The following is a 19,567-nucleotide window of genomic DNA, read 5'->3' as shown; positions in this document are numbered from 1 at the left end:
GCCGCCAGCGTTCGTCCTGAGCCAGGATCAAACTCTCCGTTGAAGACTCTAGATGACCGGCAAGCCGGCAATCAGTCATAGACATCGAGTCAAATCACTAGCGATCAAAAACTCAAACTAGCTTAAAAAACACTGACCCTCTCAGACGGAAGAATGAGACGGTCAGCAATACCCACCCCACAAAAGCGGGGTGGAGTACCAAAAACATTTGGCACTGACATTCATCGGCACACTGTTGAGTTCTCAAAGAACACGCACACACCATCAATTCCGAGTCATGCTCGGCCTCTCCGGGGCAACTGTTCCAGCCTAACCCAGCCGCACACCCGAACAAAATCCGGGGAAACAACTGGAGGACAGGCGGTGAAGCACCAACCATACACTGGCCGGGAAACTTCGGATTGGCCAGGCGCCTTCGTCCAACCTCGTGTCCCGCACCTCTCGGTCCGGGTCGGTGTCCGTGTCGCTCTGACTCGACAAAAGTTACGCGACGACCCACACCACGTCAAATCGCCTAGTCACAGGGCTAACTTGCGCCACCAAGGGCGTTCCTCGAAGGCCGGATCAACCCCGCGATGCGCCGATAGCCTGATTCCATGCTCCTTGCGCCCCTCTACGGCCGGTCGTCGCTGTCCGACCTCGTGCCCGCGGTCCTCGCTCATCTCGGCGTACCCGGCGAATCCGATCCCATCGGCCTCGACCTGGACGGCGTCTCCCGCGTCTGTGTCCTGCTCGTCGACGGCCTCGGTGCCGAGCAGCTCGCGGCCAGGGCCGACTCTGCCCCGTTTCTCTCGAGCCTCGCCGGGCGATCGTTGACTGCGGGCTTCCCGACCACCACCTCCACCAGCCTCGCCTCGCTCGGCACCGGACGTCCGTCGGGCGAACATGCTCTTGCCGGCTACCTCATCGCGGTGCCGGGTCAGGACCGCCCGATGAATCCACTCAAGTGGCGACTGCACGGTCCGGGGCCGCGAGTGGACCTGCTCCGTGAGCTGGTCCCCGAGGAGTTCCAGCCGAACCCGACCGCATTCGAGCGCGCCGCGGCGGGTGGCGTCGCCGTCACCCGGGTCTGCCCGCCCTACCAGCACGAATCCGGACTGACCCGCGCTGTGTTGCGCGGCGGCACGTTCCGGCCGAGCTTCTCCATGGGCGATCTGGTCGACGGCGCCGCGTCCGCGCTCACCGAAGGCGATCGCTCACTCGTCTACGCGTACCACGGCGAACTCGACCTCACCGGCCACGCACGCGGCGTGGAATCCACCGCGTGGGCACTCGAACTCACGCAGGTCGATCTCCTCGCCCGGCAGCTCGCCGACCGACTCCCTCCAGACAGCGCCCTGATCGTCACCGCCGACCACGGCATGGTCGACGTGCGCTCCCCCGTCGACCTGGACGCCGACCCCGCACTCAGCCGTGGCGTTCGCACGATCGGCGGTGAGCCTCGGGCCAGGCACGTGTACACCGAGATCGGTGCCGCCGCAGAGGTGCATGCGCGCTGGACCGAGCGGCTCGGCGACGACTACGCCGTGCTGTCGCGGGACGAGGCGGTCGGTGCCGGCTGGTTCGGACCGGTCGTGACTGCTGCCGCCGAGGTGGCGATCGGCGACGTCATCGCCGTGGCAAGGGGCTCGGGCGCTTTGATCCGCAGCGGCGCCGAACCGCTGCAGTCGACGCTGATCGGGCACCACGGTTCGCTCACCTCGGCCGAGCTGAATGTCCCGCTGCTGGTCCACCGATCCTGAAACCTGCCCCGGACAGAGAAAATCCCCGGGGGCTCTCCTCCCCCGGGGATTTCCTCGTACATGAATGCGTGCGATCTCAGTTCCAGCTACTCGCTGCCGCTCGATCCGTCGCGTTCATGTCGTCATTACCGGTGCCGACCGCCCGGCCGATGGCCTCGAGGATCTGGTGGAGTTCCGCGGCAGCGGAGTCCCACTGCGCCTGATGCTGCTGGTACGACTCGGCGCCGCGGCCGCCCCACACCACGGCAAGGCTCTCGACGTACTTCTTCAGATCCAAGAGTGTCTGGTCGAGCACCCCGCTGGTGGATTTGATGCCCGCCGCGACGGCCTCGATGGCTCCGAAGTTGTAAAGGATCTCGTCCATGTTGTCCCCCTGGAAGTGTGTGAATGTGTTCGACGTCGCCCGGTTGGGTTGTGGTCGATGGTCAGAGGTTGAGGCTGCCGCCCGCGTTGTTGATGGCGGTGGTGTGCGCATCCTGAGCCTCGGAGAACCTCACACCGTTCGTCTTGATGTTCTCGCTGATCCCCATGAGCGCGTCGTTGAGCTTCTTGCCGCTGGCCTCCCAGCGGGCCATCAATCCGTCGAACGAACCCTTGGCGGTTCCCCGCCACAGACCCTGGAGCTGGTCGACCTGTCCCCGGATCGCGGCGATGTGTCCCTGGATCTGTTCGTTCGCGTCCTTCACACGCTGGGACGCGATCTCCATCTCCTCCGAGGTTGTCTTGAAATCCCCCATGACCCACTCCTCACTCAGTTCGGGTCCGTGGGTTCGCGCCCTGATGGACGTCGTCGGACCGCCTACAGATAGTTGGACGCGCACCCGGGGTGTTTCGGTTCCGCCGGATCTCGACGAGTTTTCGCCGCGTCGCTCGTGGTCACCGGTCGGCCACGGTGAGCGACCTCGTCACCTGGTCACAGCGCTCGTCGAGGGCAGCTACGCGCTCCGGGACCGTCTGGCATCCGATGCTGATCTGAAGCTGGTCGCCGACGAACACTCGCCAGCGCACCCGCGAACCGGGATCCGGCGACTCGACATACGACAACCCCTGTCGCGCATCGACGTCCATCCGCTCGAGCGATCCGACCTCAGCGGGACGCTCCGCTATCCGGTCCCGCAGCGTCGACTCGACTGCGGTCAGATCGGCGTCCGGCGCGAGTTCCGTACGCACCACCAGGATTCGCGCGGGAGTGCCGTCGTCCGGTACCAGCTCGACCCGGTCGAGGCGGCCGGTATCGCGAGCATGCCAGTCCGCAGGCACTGTCACCGTCGCCCTCCCCGCGCTCACGCGCTGCGGCTCGGCCCGCACGACTACCGGCGCCGCATCGATGTCGCTGTCCTCGCTCCCCATCCAGGCGAGTGCGCCCGCTCCCACCGCCCCGGCCATCGCGACCGAGAGCGCCGCAACTGTCAGCCGGGCAGGCCGGAAGCGACGGCGTGACGCGACAGTGTGGGATGCGGCCTCCTGTGCGGACGGGAACAGGTGCACGAGTTCGCAGCCCCACTCGAATGCGCCCGAGGCCACGACGGACCCCGGGACCACCGACACCGCCCGCTCGGACCCCAACGCCTCGACCAGCGCGCGAGCGGTGCCGGCCGGCAGCTCCCCGGTGATCGCGATCCACGACGGCGTCCCCGACCACCGCCGTTGCAGGTTCTCCGCGAAATTGCTTGCCGCACCATATGTCTCGGTAAGATCCACACTGCCACACTCGGCGAACCGGATGCAGTCGGCCGCGCCGGGCCGAGCCGCCACGGACTCGAGGACACCCACCTCGAGCACCAGCCCACTGCCCGTCGGCCGCACGGCGAGTCCGCGGAACAACGCCTCCGGCACGGACACGACGTGGACCTCGTCGGCAACCACGCGGCCCGCAGCCGCCAGCCTGCTGCGCCGGCCGACGCCCCAGTACGCCGGACAGGTCAGCACCAGCAGATCCACCGGTCCGGGCGCCGGGCAACGGCCGACCACGTGCCGGATCAGACCGCCGAGCACCTCGCCCATCGGGAACACGCCCGCGCCGAGCACCAGGAACTCGTCGTCCACGAACCGGATCGGTGCCGCCTCCACCGACGTCGCCGGTGCCGCGGTAGGCCACGGACCGAACCTGAGTCTGCCGTCGTCGACGAAAACCGCGGCACTGCACTGCCACTGATGGTCGTCACACCGCGCCCACGCCGCAGTCTCGGCGAAATGGACGGCCAGCACTCGGCCGCCGGTCACAGCGGGGGCAGCCACGCGATCTGCACCAGCGCAGTACCCGATCGCGTGACCAGGTTTCCGCGTCCGGGGGGCATCTCGTCCGGACGAACCGTGCCGATCAGGTTGCCCTCGTCGCGACTGCCGCTCATCACCAGGCCCGCGGACACCAGATCCCGGAGCCGGGCGATCACCGGCTCGTAGAGTGCCCTCGCCGCACCGCCGGACCGGCGGGCGATGATCACGTGCAGACCGACGTCCCGCGCCTGCGCGAGGTAGTCGAGGAGCGGCGTCAACGGATTGCCGCTCGAGGTTGCAACGAGGTCGTAGTCGTCGACCACCACGTAGATCTCGGGACCGGTCCACCAGTCTCGATCCCTCAACTGTTGTTGTGTGACATTGGAATCCGGCATTCGACCGGCGAGCACCGACGCCAGATCGTTCATCATGGTGGTCAGCGTGGTCGCGGACGGCGCGTAGCCGGCAAGGTGATTCTCCGGTACTACTCCGAGCATGGTGCGCCGGTAGTCCGCGAGAATGATCTTCGCCTGCTGCGGGGTGTTCGATTCGACGATGCCGGCGCATATCCCGCGCAGCAGGGTGGTCTTGCCCGCGCCGCCGTCCGCGAACACCAGCAGGTGCGACTGCGTGGCAAAGTCGAGGTACACCGGCGCCAAATCCGCCTCGTCGATGCCGATGGGGATGCGAAGGTTCGGCGCCTCGCCGGTCGCGGACGGCCAGTCGGGTGCGGCGGCGAGGACATCGGGACGTGCGCACCGGTCCGGCAGCATGCGTACCGGCGGGGCCGACTGTCCGACGGTCGCGGCCGTGATCCGCGCAACGGCGTCGGCGACGCCCGCGGTCAGATCCACTGTGTCCGTTCGGCTGTCGATTCGGGGCAACGCCGCCAGCAGGTGCAGACCGTCGCGGGTCATTCCCCGACCGGGACGGCCCTCGGGGACTCGAGAAGCCTTGGCCCTGCCTACGTCGGAGTCCGACGGATCACCGAGCCGGAGCTCGATCCGCGTTCCCAGCTGGTCCTTGAGCGCAGGCCGGATCTCGCCCCACCGCGAGGCGGTGACGACGACGTGCACACCGAAGGACAAACCCTGACTCGCCAAGGCTTGTATCTGCCCTTCCAGCGGTTCGAAGTCCTGGCGAATGCTCTGCCAACCATCGACGATCAGGAACACGTCGCCGAACGGATCCTGCGTGATCGCCCCGGCGCCACCGCCCGCTCGCAACCGCCGGAACTCTGTCATCGAGTCGATGCCGAGCTCCCGGAATCGATGCTCACGCCGACGGACAACGGTGTTCATCTCTGCGACGGTGCGTCGCACCCGATCGACGTCCAGCCGGTTCGCGACCGATCCGACGTGCGGAAGACCCGACATCCCGGTCAGCGTGCCACCGCCGAAGTCGAGACAGTAGAACTGCACCTGGCCCGGAGAGTGGGTCAGCGACATCGACACGACCAGCGCGCGTAGTGCGGTCGACTTGCCGGACTGCGGACCACCGACGATCGCGATGTTGCCCGCAGACCCGGACAGGTCGACAGTCAGCAGGTCACGCCGCTGGTCGTAGGGACGATCCACGACGCCGATCGGCGTCCGCAACGAGCTGATTCCCGACACCGGGGCATTCAGAACAGACCGAGGCAGCAACTGGTCGAGGGTGGGCGGCTCCTCGAGCGGCGGCAACCACACCTGGTGTGCCGCGGACCCGCGACCACGAATCCGGTCGACCACGGTCTCGAGGACGGTGCGGTGCGCACCGGCCTCCTCGGTCACGGGCTCGGCAGCCTGGACGACCCGGGCCGGCTCCTCGAACTCCTCTGCGACCGGCGCCGCGGTGAACGGGCGGGGCTTGAGGTCCACCGGTGACGTGGAGCTCGCGATCGCCTCGACGGTTCGGCCTCGCGGGCACGGCCCCGAGACGTAGGCCGCCGAGAACCGGACGATCTCCGCGGAGTCACACTTGAGGTAGCCAGAACCGGGAGCCGCGGGCAGGTGGTAGGCGTCGGGAACACCGAGCACGGTTCGGGACTCGTTGGCGGAGAAGGTCTTCAATCCGATCCGGTACGACAGGTGACTGTCGAGTCCACGAAGCTTGCCCTCCTCGAGACGCTGGCTCGCCAGCAGCAGGTGCATGTGCAGCGACCGCCCCAGCCGGCCGATCGCGACGAACAGGTCGGCGAATTCGGGTTGTTGGCTGAGCAGTTCGGAGAACTCGTCGACGACGACGAACAGCGCGGGGAGCGGCGCCAGGTCGGCCCCTGCGGCCCTGGCCTTCTCGTAGTCGGTGACGTTCGCGAAGTTGCCCGCAGCACGAAGCAGCTCCTGACGCCGGTTCATCTCGCCTGCCAGCGCGTCCCGCATGCGGTCGACCATGGCCAGTTCCTCGGCCAGGTTCGTGATCACGGCCGCCACGTGCGGCGCCTCGTCGAGCCCGAGAAAGGTGGCACCGCCCTTGAAGTCGACGAGCACCAGGTTCAGGGCGTCCGGCGAATGCGTCGCGAGCAGACCCAGTACGAGTGTCCGCAAGAACTCCGACTTGCCGGATCCGGTGGCCCCGATGCACAGCCCGTGCGGGCCCATTCCGTTCTCCGCGGCCTCCTTGAGGTCGATCTCCACCGGCGCGCCGTCGGCGCCGACGCCGATCGGGACCCGCAGCCGTTCGCGCGCAGTCCGCGGCGCCCACGCCCTATCGGTGTCGAGGGCCGCGACATCGGGAATGCCGAGCAACTGCTGCCAACTCGCGACTGGCTGTCCGTCCGGTTCCCCCGTGTCGGTGTCGACCTGCGAGGACGAACGGTACGGCGCCAGGCGACGGGCGGCAGTCTGCGCCTGGTGGGTGCTGAGCTGGTCCGCCCTGGCGAACGTCTCGATGCCCGATCCGCTGCGGGCGCCGAGCGATCCGTCGGTGAGGACAAGTTGGATCCCGCGGGTGGCGGACAACGACGGGCGGTACCCGCTCAAGTCGAGCACCGTGACCGAGTCGAGCCCCTCGTCGAGCAGGCTGCCCCCGTCGGTGATCCCGCCGTCGACCACGACGATCAACTGCGGGACACCCGCGGTCGGCGGTGCGGTTCGGGAGAACCGCGCGCGCATCGCCAGGTGGTCGCCCAGCGTGTTCTCCAGCTCCATCAATGAACCGAAGACCATCCGAGTTGTCCCCACACCGTCCGCCGACTCGGAGTGCTGGGCATGCGGGAGCCACTTGGCCCACTCCCACTCGGAGGCCGTGTCGGGGCCACACACCACCGCGATCTGCACCTGATCGGGGCCGTGAAAAGTGCACAGCTGCACCAGCATCGAGCGCACCAGGTCCCGGGCGACCGCGCGGTCGCCCTCCAGACCGACGGCTGCGAATCCGCGTAGCGACACGGCCGTCGGAAGCTCGTGCACGACGGAATGGGTGCGCACGAAGCGCCGCAACGAGACCGCCGCGACGGGCTCGAGATCTTCGACCGGACCGGTCTCCGGTGCGATCAGCCGGGTCGCCAACCGTTGGCTGCCGACCCCGACCCGCACGTGGCAGTAGTCCGGATCGGTGACGCGTCGCTCCCACATTCGGGTGGAACCGGCCAGGGTCCACAACAACCCGGGTTCGGGGTGGCTCCATTCGAGCGCCGCACGCTGCTGATCCCCGGTGTCGTAGACGTCGCGCCGCAACTGGTCGAGGTAGCGCAGGTAGTCCTTGCGGTCCTCGTTGGCCTCCGCCGAGCGGGCGCCTCCACCCTTGCCTCCGCCGGCGAGCATGCCCAGCATCGAGACGACCATCATCACCGGGAACAGCAACGACATCGGGTTCGAGGCCATCCCCGAGGTGAACATCAGCGCGACCATGCCGAGCATCGCCACGACCATCACGAGGGGCAGCATCTTGGTCAGCAGGTTGCCCGGAACGATCTTCGGTATCTCCGGGGGCGGCTGCAGGCTGAGCTCGCCGCCAGGTGCGCGCGGTACCTCGCGGCGCGGTCTGCGTACGAATCGCACGGTGCTCACGCGCGTTCACCCCCCTGGTCCTTCAGCAGTTCGCCCGCGGCGGCCCCTCCCCAGGACCGAAACGTCGAGCGCCGAAGAGTAACCCATCTCGAGTGCCCGCGGCACCCCTCGAGCCCCCGACTCTGTGTAGAGTGCCCGTGTTCCGACACGGAACCGCGCAGGTGGGGACCTGCGCGCATCGGGCGGGGGGACGACAGTGACGGACAATCTCGGCGCGATCGCGGGCACGACAGCCGGCCGACGCAGCGCACGCACGGATCTGTGCCGACTGACGGTTCTCACCGACCAGACCCAGGTCGACCTGGCGCTGCCGTTCGGCGTGCCGCTCGCGCTGATCCTGCCCGGCATCGTCGACATGATCGAAATGCACGGTGCATCAGATGATCACACGAGCACACGGTCGACAACCGAGGCGACCGAATGGGTACTGTCCCGGATCGGCCAGGCGCCGCTGTCGTCCACACTCAGCCTCGACGAGCACGGGATTCTCGACGGCGACCTGCTCGTCCTGCATTCCGCCACGACCCGCGCGCCGGCACCGCTGTTCGACGACCTCATGCACAACGTCGCCGCGATCGACGCCCAGAACTTCCGTCGCTGGACCCCGGCGACCGCGCGCGCGACAGGCATCGCCACGGCAAGCACCGCCATCCTCGCCGGATCGATGGCACTGTTGCGGTCCCGAGCCGAGTCCGAAAGCCTCGTGGGAGCTTTCGCCGCCCTGGTGGTGGCGGCCCTGCTGCTGACTGCGGGAGTGGTGGTCAGCCGGGTCTACGGTGACCGCCCGTCCGCCACCGCCCTGTGCGGGTTCGCACTGCCGGTGGCCGCGACGGCCGGAGCGCTGCTGGTACCGGGCCACCTCGGCGCGGCCAACCTGCTCCTCGGCTCGGTCACCTGTGCCGCCGCCGCGATCCTGGCGATGCGGACGAGCGGGGTGGGCCTCGCACTGTGCACGGCCACCGCCGCCGGATCCCTGCTGGCAGGTGCGGCGGCCGCGGTCGGCGCCGCGACCGAACTCCCCACCGACTCGATCGGCGCCGGGGTCGTCGCGGCCGCCCTCGCAGGCCTCGCCGTCGCGCCACGGCTGGCAATGCTGCTCGCGAAGCTTCCGCTGCCCCCGGTCCCGGCACCGGGATCCCCGCTCGACGCCGAGGAACTGGACGAAGCCGCACCCGGTCCCCTGCCCTCCTTCGTCGGCCTCGAGGCCAAGGCCGCGCAGGCTCGTCAGTACCTGACCGGTCTGGTCGTCGCGACCGCCGTGACCGCGACAGGTGGTGCGCTGCTGGCGGCCGGCACATTCACCGACGGCGGGATCTACTGGCCGGGAACGGTCCTGGCTGTGGTGTGCGCGACCGTGCTGATGCTGCGCGGACGGGCTTACGCGAGCGCTGCCCAGGCCGTCCCACTGATCTCCTCGGGCGCCGCGATCCTCGTCGCGCTCCTCGTCGGTGCGGCCGTCACCAGTCCCGGCCAGGCGCCGGCGGTCTTCGCGGTGGCAGTCCTCGGCGTCTGTGCCGCAATGGCGCTCGGCGTGCTCGCGCCCAACCACACCTTCTCGCCGGTCCTGCGCCGTTGCGTCGAACTGCTCGACTACGCGGCCATCGCCGCGGTGATTCCGTTGGTCTGCTGGGTCTCCGGACTGTTCGCGACCATGCGTGGCCTGTGACGCGCCGCGGTTCCCGGCTGCGGGTCGCCCTGGTCGGCATGGTCCTCGCCGTCGGCGCGAACCCTGCGGTCGCGGCCGCCGTGCCGCCACCGACCGTCGATCCCGGTCGGCTGCCACCCAATTCGGCACCGGTGCCGCCGCCGACCGAACTGCGTGACCCCTGCACGGTGACCGCACCCGCCGCCGATCTCGCACAGACGCCCACACCGCAACGGGCACTCGACCTGGAAGCGGTGTGGCCGCTCAGCACCGGCCGCGGCCAGGTCGTCGCGGTCATCGACACCGGTGTGGAACGGCACAGCCGACTCCCCGGACTGATCCCCGGTGGGGACTACGTGTCCAGCGGCGACGGCACGTCGGACTGCGACGGTCACGGCACACTCGTCGCGGGCATCATCGCGGCGACGCGAAGTCCGGAAACGGGTTTCGCGGGCGTCGCACCGGACGCCCGGATCCTCAGTATCCGGCAGTCCAGCAACATCTACCGCGAGGTCGGCGGCCGCCGCGATGCGGAGGGCCAGAACGCGCGCGGCGTCGGCAATGTCGGCACCCTCGCGAGCGCAATCCGTCGGGCAGCGGACCTGGGTGCGACGGTCGTCAACATCTCCGAAGTCGCCTGTATACCGGCCGGGTCGGGCGACAACCCCGCGCTGGGTGCGGCCATCGACTATGCGTCGCGCGTGAAGGACGTCGTCATCGTCGCGGCTGCTGGAAACCTCGACAGCGACACGTGCCGCACGTCGAATCCGGCACCGAATCCCGCGACACCACACGCGAATCTGTGGGATTCCGTCACGACCATCGCGACACCCGCCTGGTACGACGACCAGGTTCTCGCGGTGGGCTCGGTCAATCCCGACGGTTCACCGTCCGAGTTCACCCTGCCGGGTCCATGGGTGGACGTCGCCGCTCCCGGCACCGACATCACCTCGTTGGACCCGCGTCGCCTGCAGCCGTCCGGGGTGACCGACTCGACGAACGGGGGCCCGGTCCAGGGCACCAGCTTCGCGGCCCCGTACGTGGCGGGTACCGCAGCGCTCATCCGGGCCCGGTATCCCGAACTGACCGCGCGACAGGTGATGGACCGGATCGAGGCGACCGCGCACGCCCCCGCAGCAGGCTGGGATCCCTACGTGGGCCACGGCGTGATCGATCCGTTTGCCGCGGTGACCGCTGCGCCGGGCCGGGCCGGGCCCGGCACCCAGTCCGTCGAGCTGGCGATCCCCGCCCCCGCCCCGCCGCCCGATCACCGGCCCCGCGACGTCGCGCTCGCCGGAGCCGGCGGGGTAGCCGCGCTGCTGGGTCTCGGGCTGCTCGCCTCGTTTCCGCTGCGCCGCCGGCTTCAGCGAGCGGGCGGTGACACCACCATCGGGTGATCGTCGGGTGCCATCCCGTCGTGCGCGAGGAAGGCCGCCCGCCGTCCGAGTTCCGGGCCGGGCGCCAGCAGGGACAGGATCGGCCACGGTGCCGCTGCGCCCTCGTCATCGAATCCGAGAAGCTTTGCCGTCTCGGCGTTCTCGACCCCATACCGCACGCCGGTGTCCGCGACGAAGAACATCGCCCCGCGACGCTCGCTCGTGGGGGTGATGCCGGTCGAGTGCACCAGCCCGCTCGTGCCCGGCCGCAGGTACGCCGCGTCCGCATTGTCACCGGATCCGTCCGCCTGCGCGAGCGTCACCACCTTGGCGTCTGCGGGGACGGGCAGCGCATTGCCCGCGATCACCGACACGGTGGCACGGATGTCGCCCTTCGACCCGTCCGAACCCGGAACCGGTTGCCAGGACAGGCAACTCACCGGACTCGACCGGTCATCCACGACCTTCGGTGCCGTCGCCGGAAAGCTCGACACCGCCAGTGCGTTCGACTGGGGCACCCGCGACACGGCATCGGGGGTGACACTGGCCATCCCGGCACTGCCCTGCGAATCCGAATACCGGATCAGCTTCGCGGTGGCCTCACTCACCCGTTGCAGGCCGTCCCGGAGCACCACGTAGTACTTGATCTCCTGCGCGTCCTGAACCTGCACGACCGATCCGATGGTCTTGTCCTGCATCGGATACGAGGGGACCCCACCGGAATCGGCCACAACCGGCGGCGCGATGGCGGGCGCCTCGGGAATCGCGTTGAGCAGTCCAGCGCTGATCGGCCTCGGTTCGACTCCGTCGAGCCCCAACCCCAACGACACCGCATGATCGTTCGGGTCGATCCGACTCCGCTTCCCGTCGTAGACGAGGTAGGTCGTGTCCGCGCTCCGAACCAGCAGGGCCTGCTGCGCACCCAGTTCCGACACGTGGTCACCGAGAACCGGATCGCCCGCGATCACCGTCGTCGTGAGCGCGCGGTTGCCGCCCGAGGCAATGGCATCGCACACCGCCCAGGCGGCAGGCTCCCCGTGCGGAAGCGCCGAGGGCGCACCGGGAATGCCCATCAACGCGCCGCGTGGCCGGGTGTCGAGTTCGGACTCCTTCACGATCGTCGGTGTGGCCGCGCCGCCGGCGACAAGTCGTGCCGATGCCAGGTTCAACACCGGATGCAACGTGTCGTCGACCATGACGAACATCGCCCCGGAGTCCTTGCCCACGACGATCTGCGCATCGCCGATCTTGTCCTGCGGTCGGATCAACGCGAGCGCGGCGCATCCGGCGAGCCCCACGACCGCGACCACCGCCCCGACTGCGAGCGCCCTCGACTGGGTGCGCATCGGGTCGTGCAACATCCGCACGTCCCGGCGCACCAGCGCGTGTTCCATCCGTCGAACCAGAAAGCGGTAGCCACTGACCTGCCAACGAGTAGTCGGCTGTGCTGCCATGATTCCTCCCCCATGTGGCGCGCACTACGGGGCCACACAGTACAGTTCGCCCTGAGCCGTGGCATGGGGGTGTGCCAGGACTGGGGGGCGAGGGGATGAGTGTGTCTGGACCGCGGGGGCGGAGTCGGCGACTGTGGCCGACCGTGTCGGTGCACGCTCTGATCGCCGCACAACTGACGGGTCTGGCCGTGGCCGCGATCGCGGCCGTCATCGGGCTCGAGTGGTGGCCCACCCTGGCAATCGGTCTGGTGGCAGCCGCGGTCGGATTCGTTCCGGTCCGCGGCCGATGCCTGCTCGACTGGGCGGCGACGCTGCTGCGCTACCCGATCCGGCGGGCCGCCGCACTGGGCGAGACGACCGACTTCCGCGCACCGTCGGGTCCGGTCGTCGGACTGCTCTGGGACGGCGGATCGGTGACCGCGGTCGTCGAGGTGCTGCCCGCTCCGGGGAACCTCACGCAGGTCGGCCGCGACGGCGTCGAGTCCGTGCACCTGCTTCCGGTCGGCGCACTCGCGGAGTCGATGACCCAGCACGACATCAACCTGTCCGGTATCGACGTCATCAGCCACGGCTACCGCGCCGTGGCAGGCAGTCCCGCCGCCGACGTCTACGACCGTCTGGTCGGGCCGCTGCCCGCGACCGCCGTCCGAACCGTCTGGCTGGCACTTCGTCTCGATGCGACGGCCGAGGCAGAGTCGGTCTCCAGTCGGGGCGGCGGCAGCGAGGGGGCTGCTCGGACCGTGTCGATCGCGGCGCAGCGCGTCGTTCGGACCCTCGCCGACCACGGCCTGCCGTCTCGACTGCTGACCGCGGCCCAGATCGGTTCGGCCGCAACACAGATCGGCCGGGGCATCCGACCCGAGTCGTTCACCCGAGCGTGGAACCACGTACCGCTGGCCGATGCGTGCAACTCCGGGTTCGCGATCGACCCGCGGTCCCTGAGTTCGGAGGTGCTGGCCGCGTTGTGGGCACGACCCAGCCTCGGGACGACCGTCACCGTGCGACTGCGCCCGGGTGCCCGCCCCGGTGAAGTGCGAGTTGCGGCATCCTGCCGGCTGACCAATTGCACTGTGCCCGAGTCGCGGGAGCGTCCCGGACCGGTCTCGATGTCGGGCAGGCACGCGGACGCGCTGGCGTCGAATCTGCCGGGCGCCCCCGCCCACCTCGATTCGCTGACCCCGTTCACCGGAGTGGATCGCGTGCGGCTCGATGCGCTGAACCTGCCGTCCTCGGGCTGCGGTCAGCTGCTGGGCTCGGACGACGACGGGCGCGGCATCACCACACGGGTCACCGGACCCGAGGTCCCCACCGTCGAGGTGTTCGGCGAGTTGTACCTCGCCCAGCAGCTGGTGTTCCGCGCCGTCGCGACCGGCGCGCGGATACTGATCCATTCGGATCGAGCACAGGATTGGGAACCATTGGTCGAGTCTGTCGCCACGCCGGACCGGTTGGCGCTCGCGCTGGACCCCACCCGGTTCGATCCGGCGTTCACTGCCGTGGTCTTCGACGGCACCGAGGTCCGGCCGCTGGGCGGACCGGCGACCGCGATCCGGGTCCGCGAGTTACCGCAGCAGCCGATCGACACCGAGGCCGCACTCACCATCGTGCAGCCCGGGGCACGGGGCGACCGGATCGTGGTGCACGCGAATGGGCGGCAGCTCGACCTGATTCTCGTCACGATCGCCCAGGAGACTGCGTTCATCGGCCGCCCGCTGGCCGTCGACACGGTGCCAGCAACCTCCTGACCGGACGTCAGCCCGGGTAGGGCTGCGCCGCCCGAGCCGACCGCAACGACCCTGCCCACCACGCCAATTGCGCCAGCAGTCGCGACGAGCCGTCGATGGCGGCGCCGTCGTCTGTCTCGCCGTCCGGACCGAACCGCTTGCGTGCCTGATGGAAGCTCACGGTCTGGCGGATCGAGACCATGTGGACCTCGGCGACGACCTGACGCAGTTGCTCGGTGGCGCGAAGTCCGCCGGAGAGGCCGCCGTAGGACACGAATCCGACCGGTTTGGCCCGCCATTGTTCCTTCGCGGAATCGATCGCGTCCTTGAGCGCGCCGGAGTAGCCGTGGTTGTACTCCGGGGTCACCATCACGAACGCCTCCGCCGCGGCGATCCGATCACGGAAGCGGTCGGACTCGGGGGTACGCGACAAGTCCGCAGGCAACCGTGCGTCGGCCAGATCGAGCACGTCGGTGTGGAAGTCGGGGTGTGCGCGCGCCCGACGGGTGAACCAGTCGGCGACGACGGGACCGAACCGCCCCTCTCGGACGCTCCCGACGATCACCTCGAGCCGAATCGGTGTTGTGTCCACACCCCATCGAACCACGGGCGCCGACACGACGAGGCCCCCCGCCCGGTGTGGGAAGGGGGCCTCGTGTGGCCTGGTACAGCGACCAGGCGCTGCTGTCTAGGACGAGCCGAAGAGGGAACCGAGCGAACCCGATCCGCCACCGCCGTTGCCCGCGCCGGACACGCTGACCGACACGCTCGGCGAAACCGACTGGAGGAATCGTCCCGCACCGGAGTACACGGCCGTGACAGCGTGACTTCCGTTGGCGTCGAACGTGTGCGACAGGGTCGCCTTGCCGTCCACGACGGGCACCGGGTCACCGATCGGCGCGGCACCGTCCTTGAACTGCACCGTGCCGCCGGAGGGAACCGGGGCCACCGACGCGGTGAGGTCGACCGCGGTGCCGGCGGTCGCCGTACCGGGGACGGTCAGTCCGGTCGTGGTTGCGGTGTCCGGCGCCTGCACGTCGACCGTCACACCGATCGGATCGAACTTCTGCGTCGAACCCCAGGTGTTCACGTCGAACGTCAAACCACTGTCGAACGTCCCCGCCGGCGCGTTGTCCGGAACCTTGTACGACACCTCGAACGACACCGTCCGGTTGACAGTCTTCGACAGCATCCACGCACTCGCCGAATTCGACACCGACACCTTGTTGTTCGCATCGTCGACCGCCGGCGTTACCGACGACGTCGACGCCGCCGACACCTTCGCACTACCCGGCACATAGGTGAACCCCGCCGGATGAACATCGGTGATCTTGTTCAGATACGCATCGATGGCGCTCGTGACCGAGAACTCGGTCTTGTAGGTCACGACGTCCCCGGGGAATACCGTGCCGCTCCCCTGAAGCGTCTTCGTCGCCTTGATCTGAGCGGTCGTCACGGTCGCCGACGTCTGTGCGGCCGATGCCGGTGCGGCACCGATTCCGAGACCGAGCGCGACCACCGCGGTGGCACTCACCGCCGCCGCAACGCGCCGTATCACGGTGTTGGACATATCGATCCTCCATTTGTCTTCACAACGATCAGGGCTGGGCTCACCGGATCCGAGTCCGTGTGCGATCCGATTCAGGAGCCGAAGATGGACGTGAGCGAGCCGTTGCCGCCGCCCGTGCCGCTTCCGTCACTGACCTTCACAGTGGTGGATGCGGAGGTCGAGCCCGTGAAGCCCGGCGCGCCCGAGTAGACGGCGGTGATCGGGTGGTCGCCGGCCAGGTTGAACGTGAACCGCAGCGTCGCGGTTCCGTCGGTGAGAATCACCGGTCCGCCGATCGGGGTGTTGCCGTCCTTGAACTGCACCGTGCCGCCGCTCGGGGCCGGGGTCACCGCGGCGGAGAGAATCACCGCGGTGCCGGCCTGTGCGTCGGTGGCGACACTGAGGACGGTCGAGGTGGATGCATCCGGAGGCGACACCGTGACCGTCGAGGGCGCCGACGAGGAGCCCGCGAAGCCTGGGACACCCGAGTACACCGCGGTGATGTCGTGCGAACCCGTCGCGGCGAAGGCGTACGACAGCGCCGCCTTGCCGTCCACTACGTTCGCCGGTGCGCCGATGTTCGCGCCGCCGTCCTTGAACTGCACTGTGCCACCGGTATTCGCGGGGGACACCGACGCCGTCAGATCCACCGCCTGACCGGTCGTCGCGTTCGGCGGGACTGTCAGCGTCGTCGTGGTCGCCGCCTGCGCCTTCACGTCGACCGTCACACCGATCGGATCGAACTTCTGCGTCGAACCCCAGGTGTTCACGTCGAACGTCAACCCACTGTCGAACGTCCCCGCCGGCGCATTGTCCGGAACCTTGTACGACACCTCGAACGACACCGTCCGGTTGACAGTCTTCGACAGCATCCACGCGCTCGCCGAATTCGACACCGACACCTTGTTGTTCGCGTCGTCGACGGCCGGCGTCACCGACGACGTCGACGCCGCCGACACCTTCGCGCTACCCGGCACATAGGTGAACCCCGCCGGATGAACATCGGTGATCTTGTTCAGATACGCATCGATGGCGCTCGTGACCGAGAACTCGGTCTTGTAGGTCACCACCTCGCCCGGGAATACAGAGCCGGTCCCCAGCAACGTCTTCGTCGCCTTGATCTGGGCCGTGGTCACGGTCGCCGACGTCTGCGCCGCCGACGCGACACCACCGCCGACCCCGAGACCGAGCGCCACCACTCCAGCAGCACTCACCGCCGCCACCACGCGACGCATCACCGGACGAGACATACACACCCTCCATTGGTTCCGAGAAAGATCATCTGAGCATTACGCACGATCGGCCCCCACACCTCACGTGCTCACAAATCAGGACGAGCCGAAGAGCGACCCGAGCGAGCCGGTGCCACCGCCGGTACCTCCACCCGGTGCCGCCGCGACCTCGACGACGGACTTGGCCGACGTCGACCCCGTGAAGCCGGCTGCACCCGAGTACACCGCCGTGATGTTGCGCGAACCCGTCGCGGTGAACGGGTACGACAACGTCGCCTGACCATTGGTCACGTTCACCGGAGCACCGATCGGGGTGTCACCGTCCTTGAACTGCACCGTGCCACCCGCAGTCGCAGGCGAGACCGCAGCCTTCAGATCCACGGCCACACCAGCAGTCGCCGACGCGGGAGCGGTCAACACGGTCGAGGTCGCCACATCGGACGGCAACGCCTCCGACACCGTCACCGTCGACGCCTGCGACGTGGAACCGAGGAACCCGGCGGCACCCGAGAACACCGCGGTGACGGAGTGCGCACCCGCAGCGGTGAAGGTCTGCGACAGCGTCGCAACACCATTGGTCACGGTCACCGGACCACCGATGTTCGAGCCGCCGTCCCTGAACTGCACCGTGCCCGCCGCCGTCGCCGGCGACACCGTCGCCGACAGATCAACCGCCACACCGACCTTCGCCGAACCCGGCGCCGCGACAGCCGTGGTCGTCGCAACGTCGTTCGGCGCGGGGTTGGAGACCGTGACCGTCGAGGCCTGAGAGGTCGACCCGGTAAATCCGGCAATGCCCGAGAACACCGCCGTGACGCTCTTGGCACCGGCGCTCGTGAATGCCTGCGACAACGTGGCAACACCGTTGGTCAGGTTCACCGGGCCACCGATATTCGCGGCGCCGTCCTTGAACTGCACCGACCCACCCGAAGGAACCGGAGACACCACGGCCTTCAGATCAACGGGCTGACCCGTCACCGCAGTCGACGGAACCGTCAGCTGAGTCGTCGTCGCCACATCAGGAGCGGACACGTTCACCGTCGACGCTGCCGACGTCGAACCCGCAAACCCCGTGCCGCCCGAATAGACCGCCGTGATCGAATGCGCGCCCGCGGTCGCAAACGACTGCGACAGCGTTGCGCTGCCACCGACCACCGTCACCGGCGAACCGATATCCGTGGCGCCGTCCTTGAACTGCACAGTGCCACCCGCGGTCGACGGCGACACCGACGCCGTCAGATCCACGGCCTGACCGGTCGTCGCCGTCGCCTGCACCGTCAACGTCGTGGTCGTCGCCGCCGGAGCCAGGACGTCGACAGTCACACCGATCGGGTTGAAAGTCTGAGTCGAACCGAACGTGTTCACGTCGAACGTCAAACCGCTGTCGAACGTCCCCGCCGGCGCGTTGTCCGGAACCTTGTACGACACCTCGAACGACACCGTCCGGCCGACGGTCTTCGACAGCATCCACGCACTCGCCGAATTCGACACCGACACCTTGTTGTTCGCATCGTCGACCGACGGCGTCACCGACGACGTCGACACCTTCGCGCTACCCGGCACATAGGTGAACCCCGCCGGATGAACATCGGTGATCTTGTTCAGGTACCGATCGATCGCACTGTTCACCGAGAAACTGGTCCGATACGTCACCACATCCCCGGGATGCACCGACCCCGTCCCCAGCAACGCCTTCGTCGCCACGATATTCGTGGCCGTCACGGTCGCCGACGTCTGCGCCGCCGACGCGACACCACCGCCGACCCCGAGACCGAGCGCCACCACAGCCGCGGCACTCACCGCCGCCGTGACACGGCGAATCACCGGACGAGACATACACACCCTCCATCTGCCCTGGCCGCACTCGTACCGACCTGCAGGTGGCAATACGTGCGAAAGTTACGTCACTTTAGCTAACGTGTAGCCGCTTCGTGACCAAAATTGCGTAATCAACTGTACAACTGTCCAGAATCGTTTCCGCAGTTCACATCCCTCGGCGCGTCGCTCGGCGTGTCTTGTGTCAAACGGTAAGACCGTTGGTCACGAGCGTCGCCAGCTCCGCGTACGCCTGGGCATCATCGAGCCCGGTGGCCTCGGCGACCCGCCGACGCTGGATCCGCACCATCGTCGAGGTGACCACGTCGGCGACGAACTCCGCGTGCACCTCCCGGAATTCACCGGCACGCACGCCCCCGGTGACGAGTTCCTGGACCCGGCGGGCGGCGAACCGGGTGTTCCGTTCGTAGACCTCGCGGACCACCACGTTGGCGGCGAGGTCCTCCATGAACTGGATGGAAGCCGGTCGCAGCTGTTCGCCGACCGCCTCGAGGTACGCACCGATGCCCGCCCGGGCACCGACGGCGCTTGCAAGTCGCTCCTCCACCCGCTCGGTGGCACGGCGAAAGAAGTGCACGGTCGCGACGCGCACCAACCGTTCCTTGCTGTCCGCGAGCGTGTACAGGGTCGACTTCGAACAGTGCAGCCTGCCGGCCAGGGCGTCGAGCGTGAAGTGCGCAAAGCCCTCCGCAAGTAGCAGCGCGACGAGCTGGTCGAGAAGCTGTGCGCGACGAGCAGCGCCACGGGCCTGGGTTGCCATACGCAAAACTGTACTGCAGTATCGATTTCCGTACCGTTTCTCT

14 protein-coding genes are annotated in these 19,567 nt (G+C 68.4%); 4 read left to right on the top strand and 10 right to left on the bottom strand.

The features are described 5' to 3' along the window. Positions 1-596: 596 nt before the first annotated feature. Complete coding sequence (locus FK531_RS13855; RefSeq protein ID WP_181762946.1) at positions 597-1,742, top strand: alkaline phosphatase family protein; 1,146 nt, start codon at positions 597-599, stop codon at positions 1,740-1,742. 76 nt (positions 1,743-1,818) lie between these two features. Here FK531_RS13855 and FK531_RS13850 read toward each other — a convergent pair whose 3' ends face one another. From FK531_RS13850 to eccCa, 4 genes are all read right to left on the bottom strand, one after another. Continuing rightward, positions 1,819-2,106 (bottom strand): WXG100 family type VII secretion target, encoded by a 288-nt coding sequence (locus FK531_RS13850; RefSeq protein ID WP_246098141.1) that lies wholly within the window; start codon positions 2,104-2,106, stop codon positions 1,819-1,821. A gap of 61 nt (positions 2,107-2,167) precedes the next feature. After that, the gene (locus tag FK531_RS13845) at positions 2,168-2,479 is read right to left on the bottom strand and encodes a WXG100 family type VII secretion target (protein WP_142100218.1); all 312 of its coding nucleotides are present in this window, start codon (positions 2,477-2,479) and stop codon (positions 2,168-2,170) included. Positions 2,480-2,618: 139 nt separating this feature from the next. After that, positions 2,619-3,980: a type VII secretion-associated protein gene (locus FK531_RS13840; protein ID WP_142100216.1), complete on the bottom strand. Its 1,362-nt coding sequence runs from the start codon at positions 3,978-3,980 to the stop codon at positions 2,619-2,621. Next, positions 3,962-7,948: a type VII secretion protein EccCa gene (gene eccCa / locus FK531_RS13835; protein ID WP_142100214.1), complete on the bottom strand. Its 3,987-nt coding sequence runs from the start codon at positions 7,946-7,948 to the stop codon at positions 3,962-3,964. Before eccCa ends, FK531_RS13840 begins: the two co-directional genes overlap by 19 nt. Positions 7,949-8,144: 196 nt before the next feature. On the opposite strand from eccCa, the gene eccD reads away from it, so the two are divergent. Further along, positions 8,145-9,614: a type VII secretion integral membrane protein EccD gene (gene eccD / locus FK531_RS13830; protein ID WP_142100212.1), complete on the top strand. Its 1,470-nt coding sequence runs from the start codon at positions 8,145-8,147 to the stop codon at positions 9,612-9,614. Positions 9,615-9,652: 38 nt separating this feature from the next. Next, on the top strand, positions 9,653-10,990 hold the full coding sequence (gene mycP, locus FK531_RS13825; RefSeq protein WP_142100284.1) for a type VII secretion-associated serine protease mycosin: 1,338 nt from the start codon (positions 9,653-9,655) through the stop codon (positions 10,988-10,990). Here the strand turns inward: mycP and eccB are convergent. Next, positions 10,957-12,423, bottom strand: a complete 1,467-nt coding sequence (gene eccB / locus FK531_RS13820; RefSeq protein WP_142100210.1) for a type VII secretion protein EccB — start codon at positions 12,421-12,423, stop codon at positions 10,957-10,959. The genes mycP and eccB overlap by 34 nt on opposite strands. A gap of 143 nt (positions 12,424-12,566) precedes the next feature. Here eccB and eccE point away from each other — a divergent pair, with 143 nt between their 5' ends. Further along, positions 12,567-14,168, top strand: a complete 1,602-nt coding sequence (eccE, locus tag FK531_RS13815) for a type VII secretion protein EccE (protein ID WP_246098140.1) — start codon at positions 12,567-12,569, stop codon at positions 14,166-14,168. Positions 14,169-14,175: 7 nt separating this feature from the next. Here eccE and FK531_RS13810 read toward each other — a convergent pair whose 3' ends face one another. The 5 genes from FK531_RS13810 to FK531_RS13790 all read right to left on the bottom strand — a co-directional run bounded on the left by FK531_RS13810 (position 14,176) and on the right by FK531_RS13790 (position 19,524). Continuing rightward, entirely contained in the window at positions 14,176-14,739 is a 564-nt protein-coding gene (locus tag FK531_RS13810) for an NADPH-dependent FMN reductase (RefSeq protein ID WP_142100206.1), read from the bottom strand. A 96-nt stretch (positions 14,740-14,835) separates the two neighbouring features. Continuing rightward, positions 14,836-15,717, bottom strand: a complete 882-nt coding sequence (locus FK531_RS13805) for an Ig-like domain-containing protein (RefSeq protein WP_142100204.1) — start codon at positions 15,715-15,717, stop codon at positions 14,836-14,838. Positions 15,718-15,788: 71 nt separating this feature from the next. Next, on the bottom strand, positions 15,789-16,946 hold the full coding sequence (locus FK531_RS13800) for an Ig-like domain-containing protein (protein WP_142100202.1): 1,158 nt from the start codon (positions 16,944-16,946) through the stop codon (positions 15,789-15,791). Positions 16,947-17,024: 78 nt separating this feature from the next. Continuing rightward, entirely contained in the window at positions 17,025-18,764 is a 1,740-nt protein-coding gene (locus FK531_RS13795) for an Ig-like domain-containing protein (RefSeq protein ID WP_142100200.1), read from the bottom strand. A 184-nt stretch (positions 18,765-18,948) separates the two neighbouring features. Next, positions 18,949-19,524, bottom strand: coding sequence for a TetR/AcrR family transcriptional regulator (locus FK531_RS13790; RefSeq protein ID WP_142100197.1), 576 nt, complete (start codon positions 19,522-19,524; stop codon positions 18,949-18,951). Positions 19,525-19,567 lie beyond the last annotated feature (43 nt).

Origin of the sequence: Rhodococcus spelaei, assembly GCF_006704125.1 — a bacterium.
GTDB classification, from domain to species: Bacteria; Actinomycetota; Actinomycetes; order Mycobacteriales; family Mycobacteriaceae; genus Rhodococcus_G; species Rhodococcus_G spelaei.
This window is presented reverse-complemented; position numbering and strand designations above follow the sequence as displayed.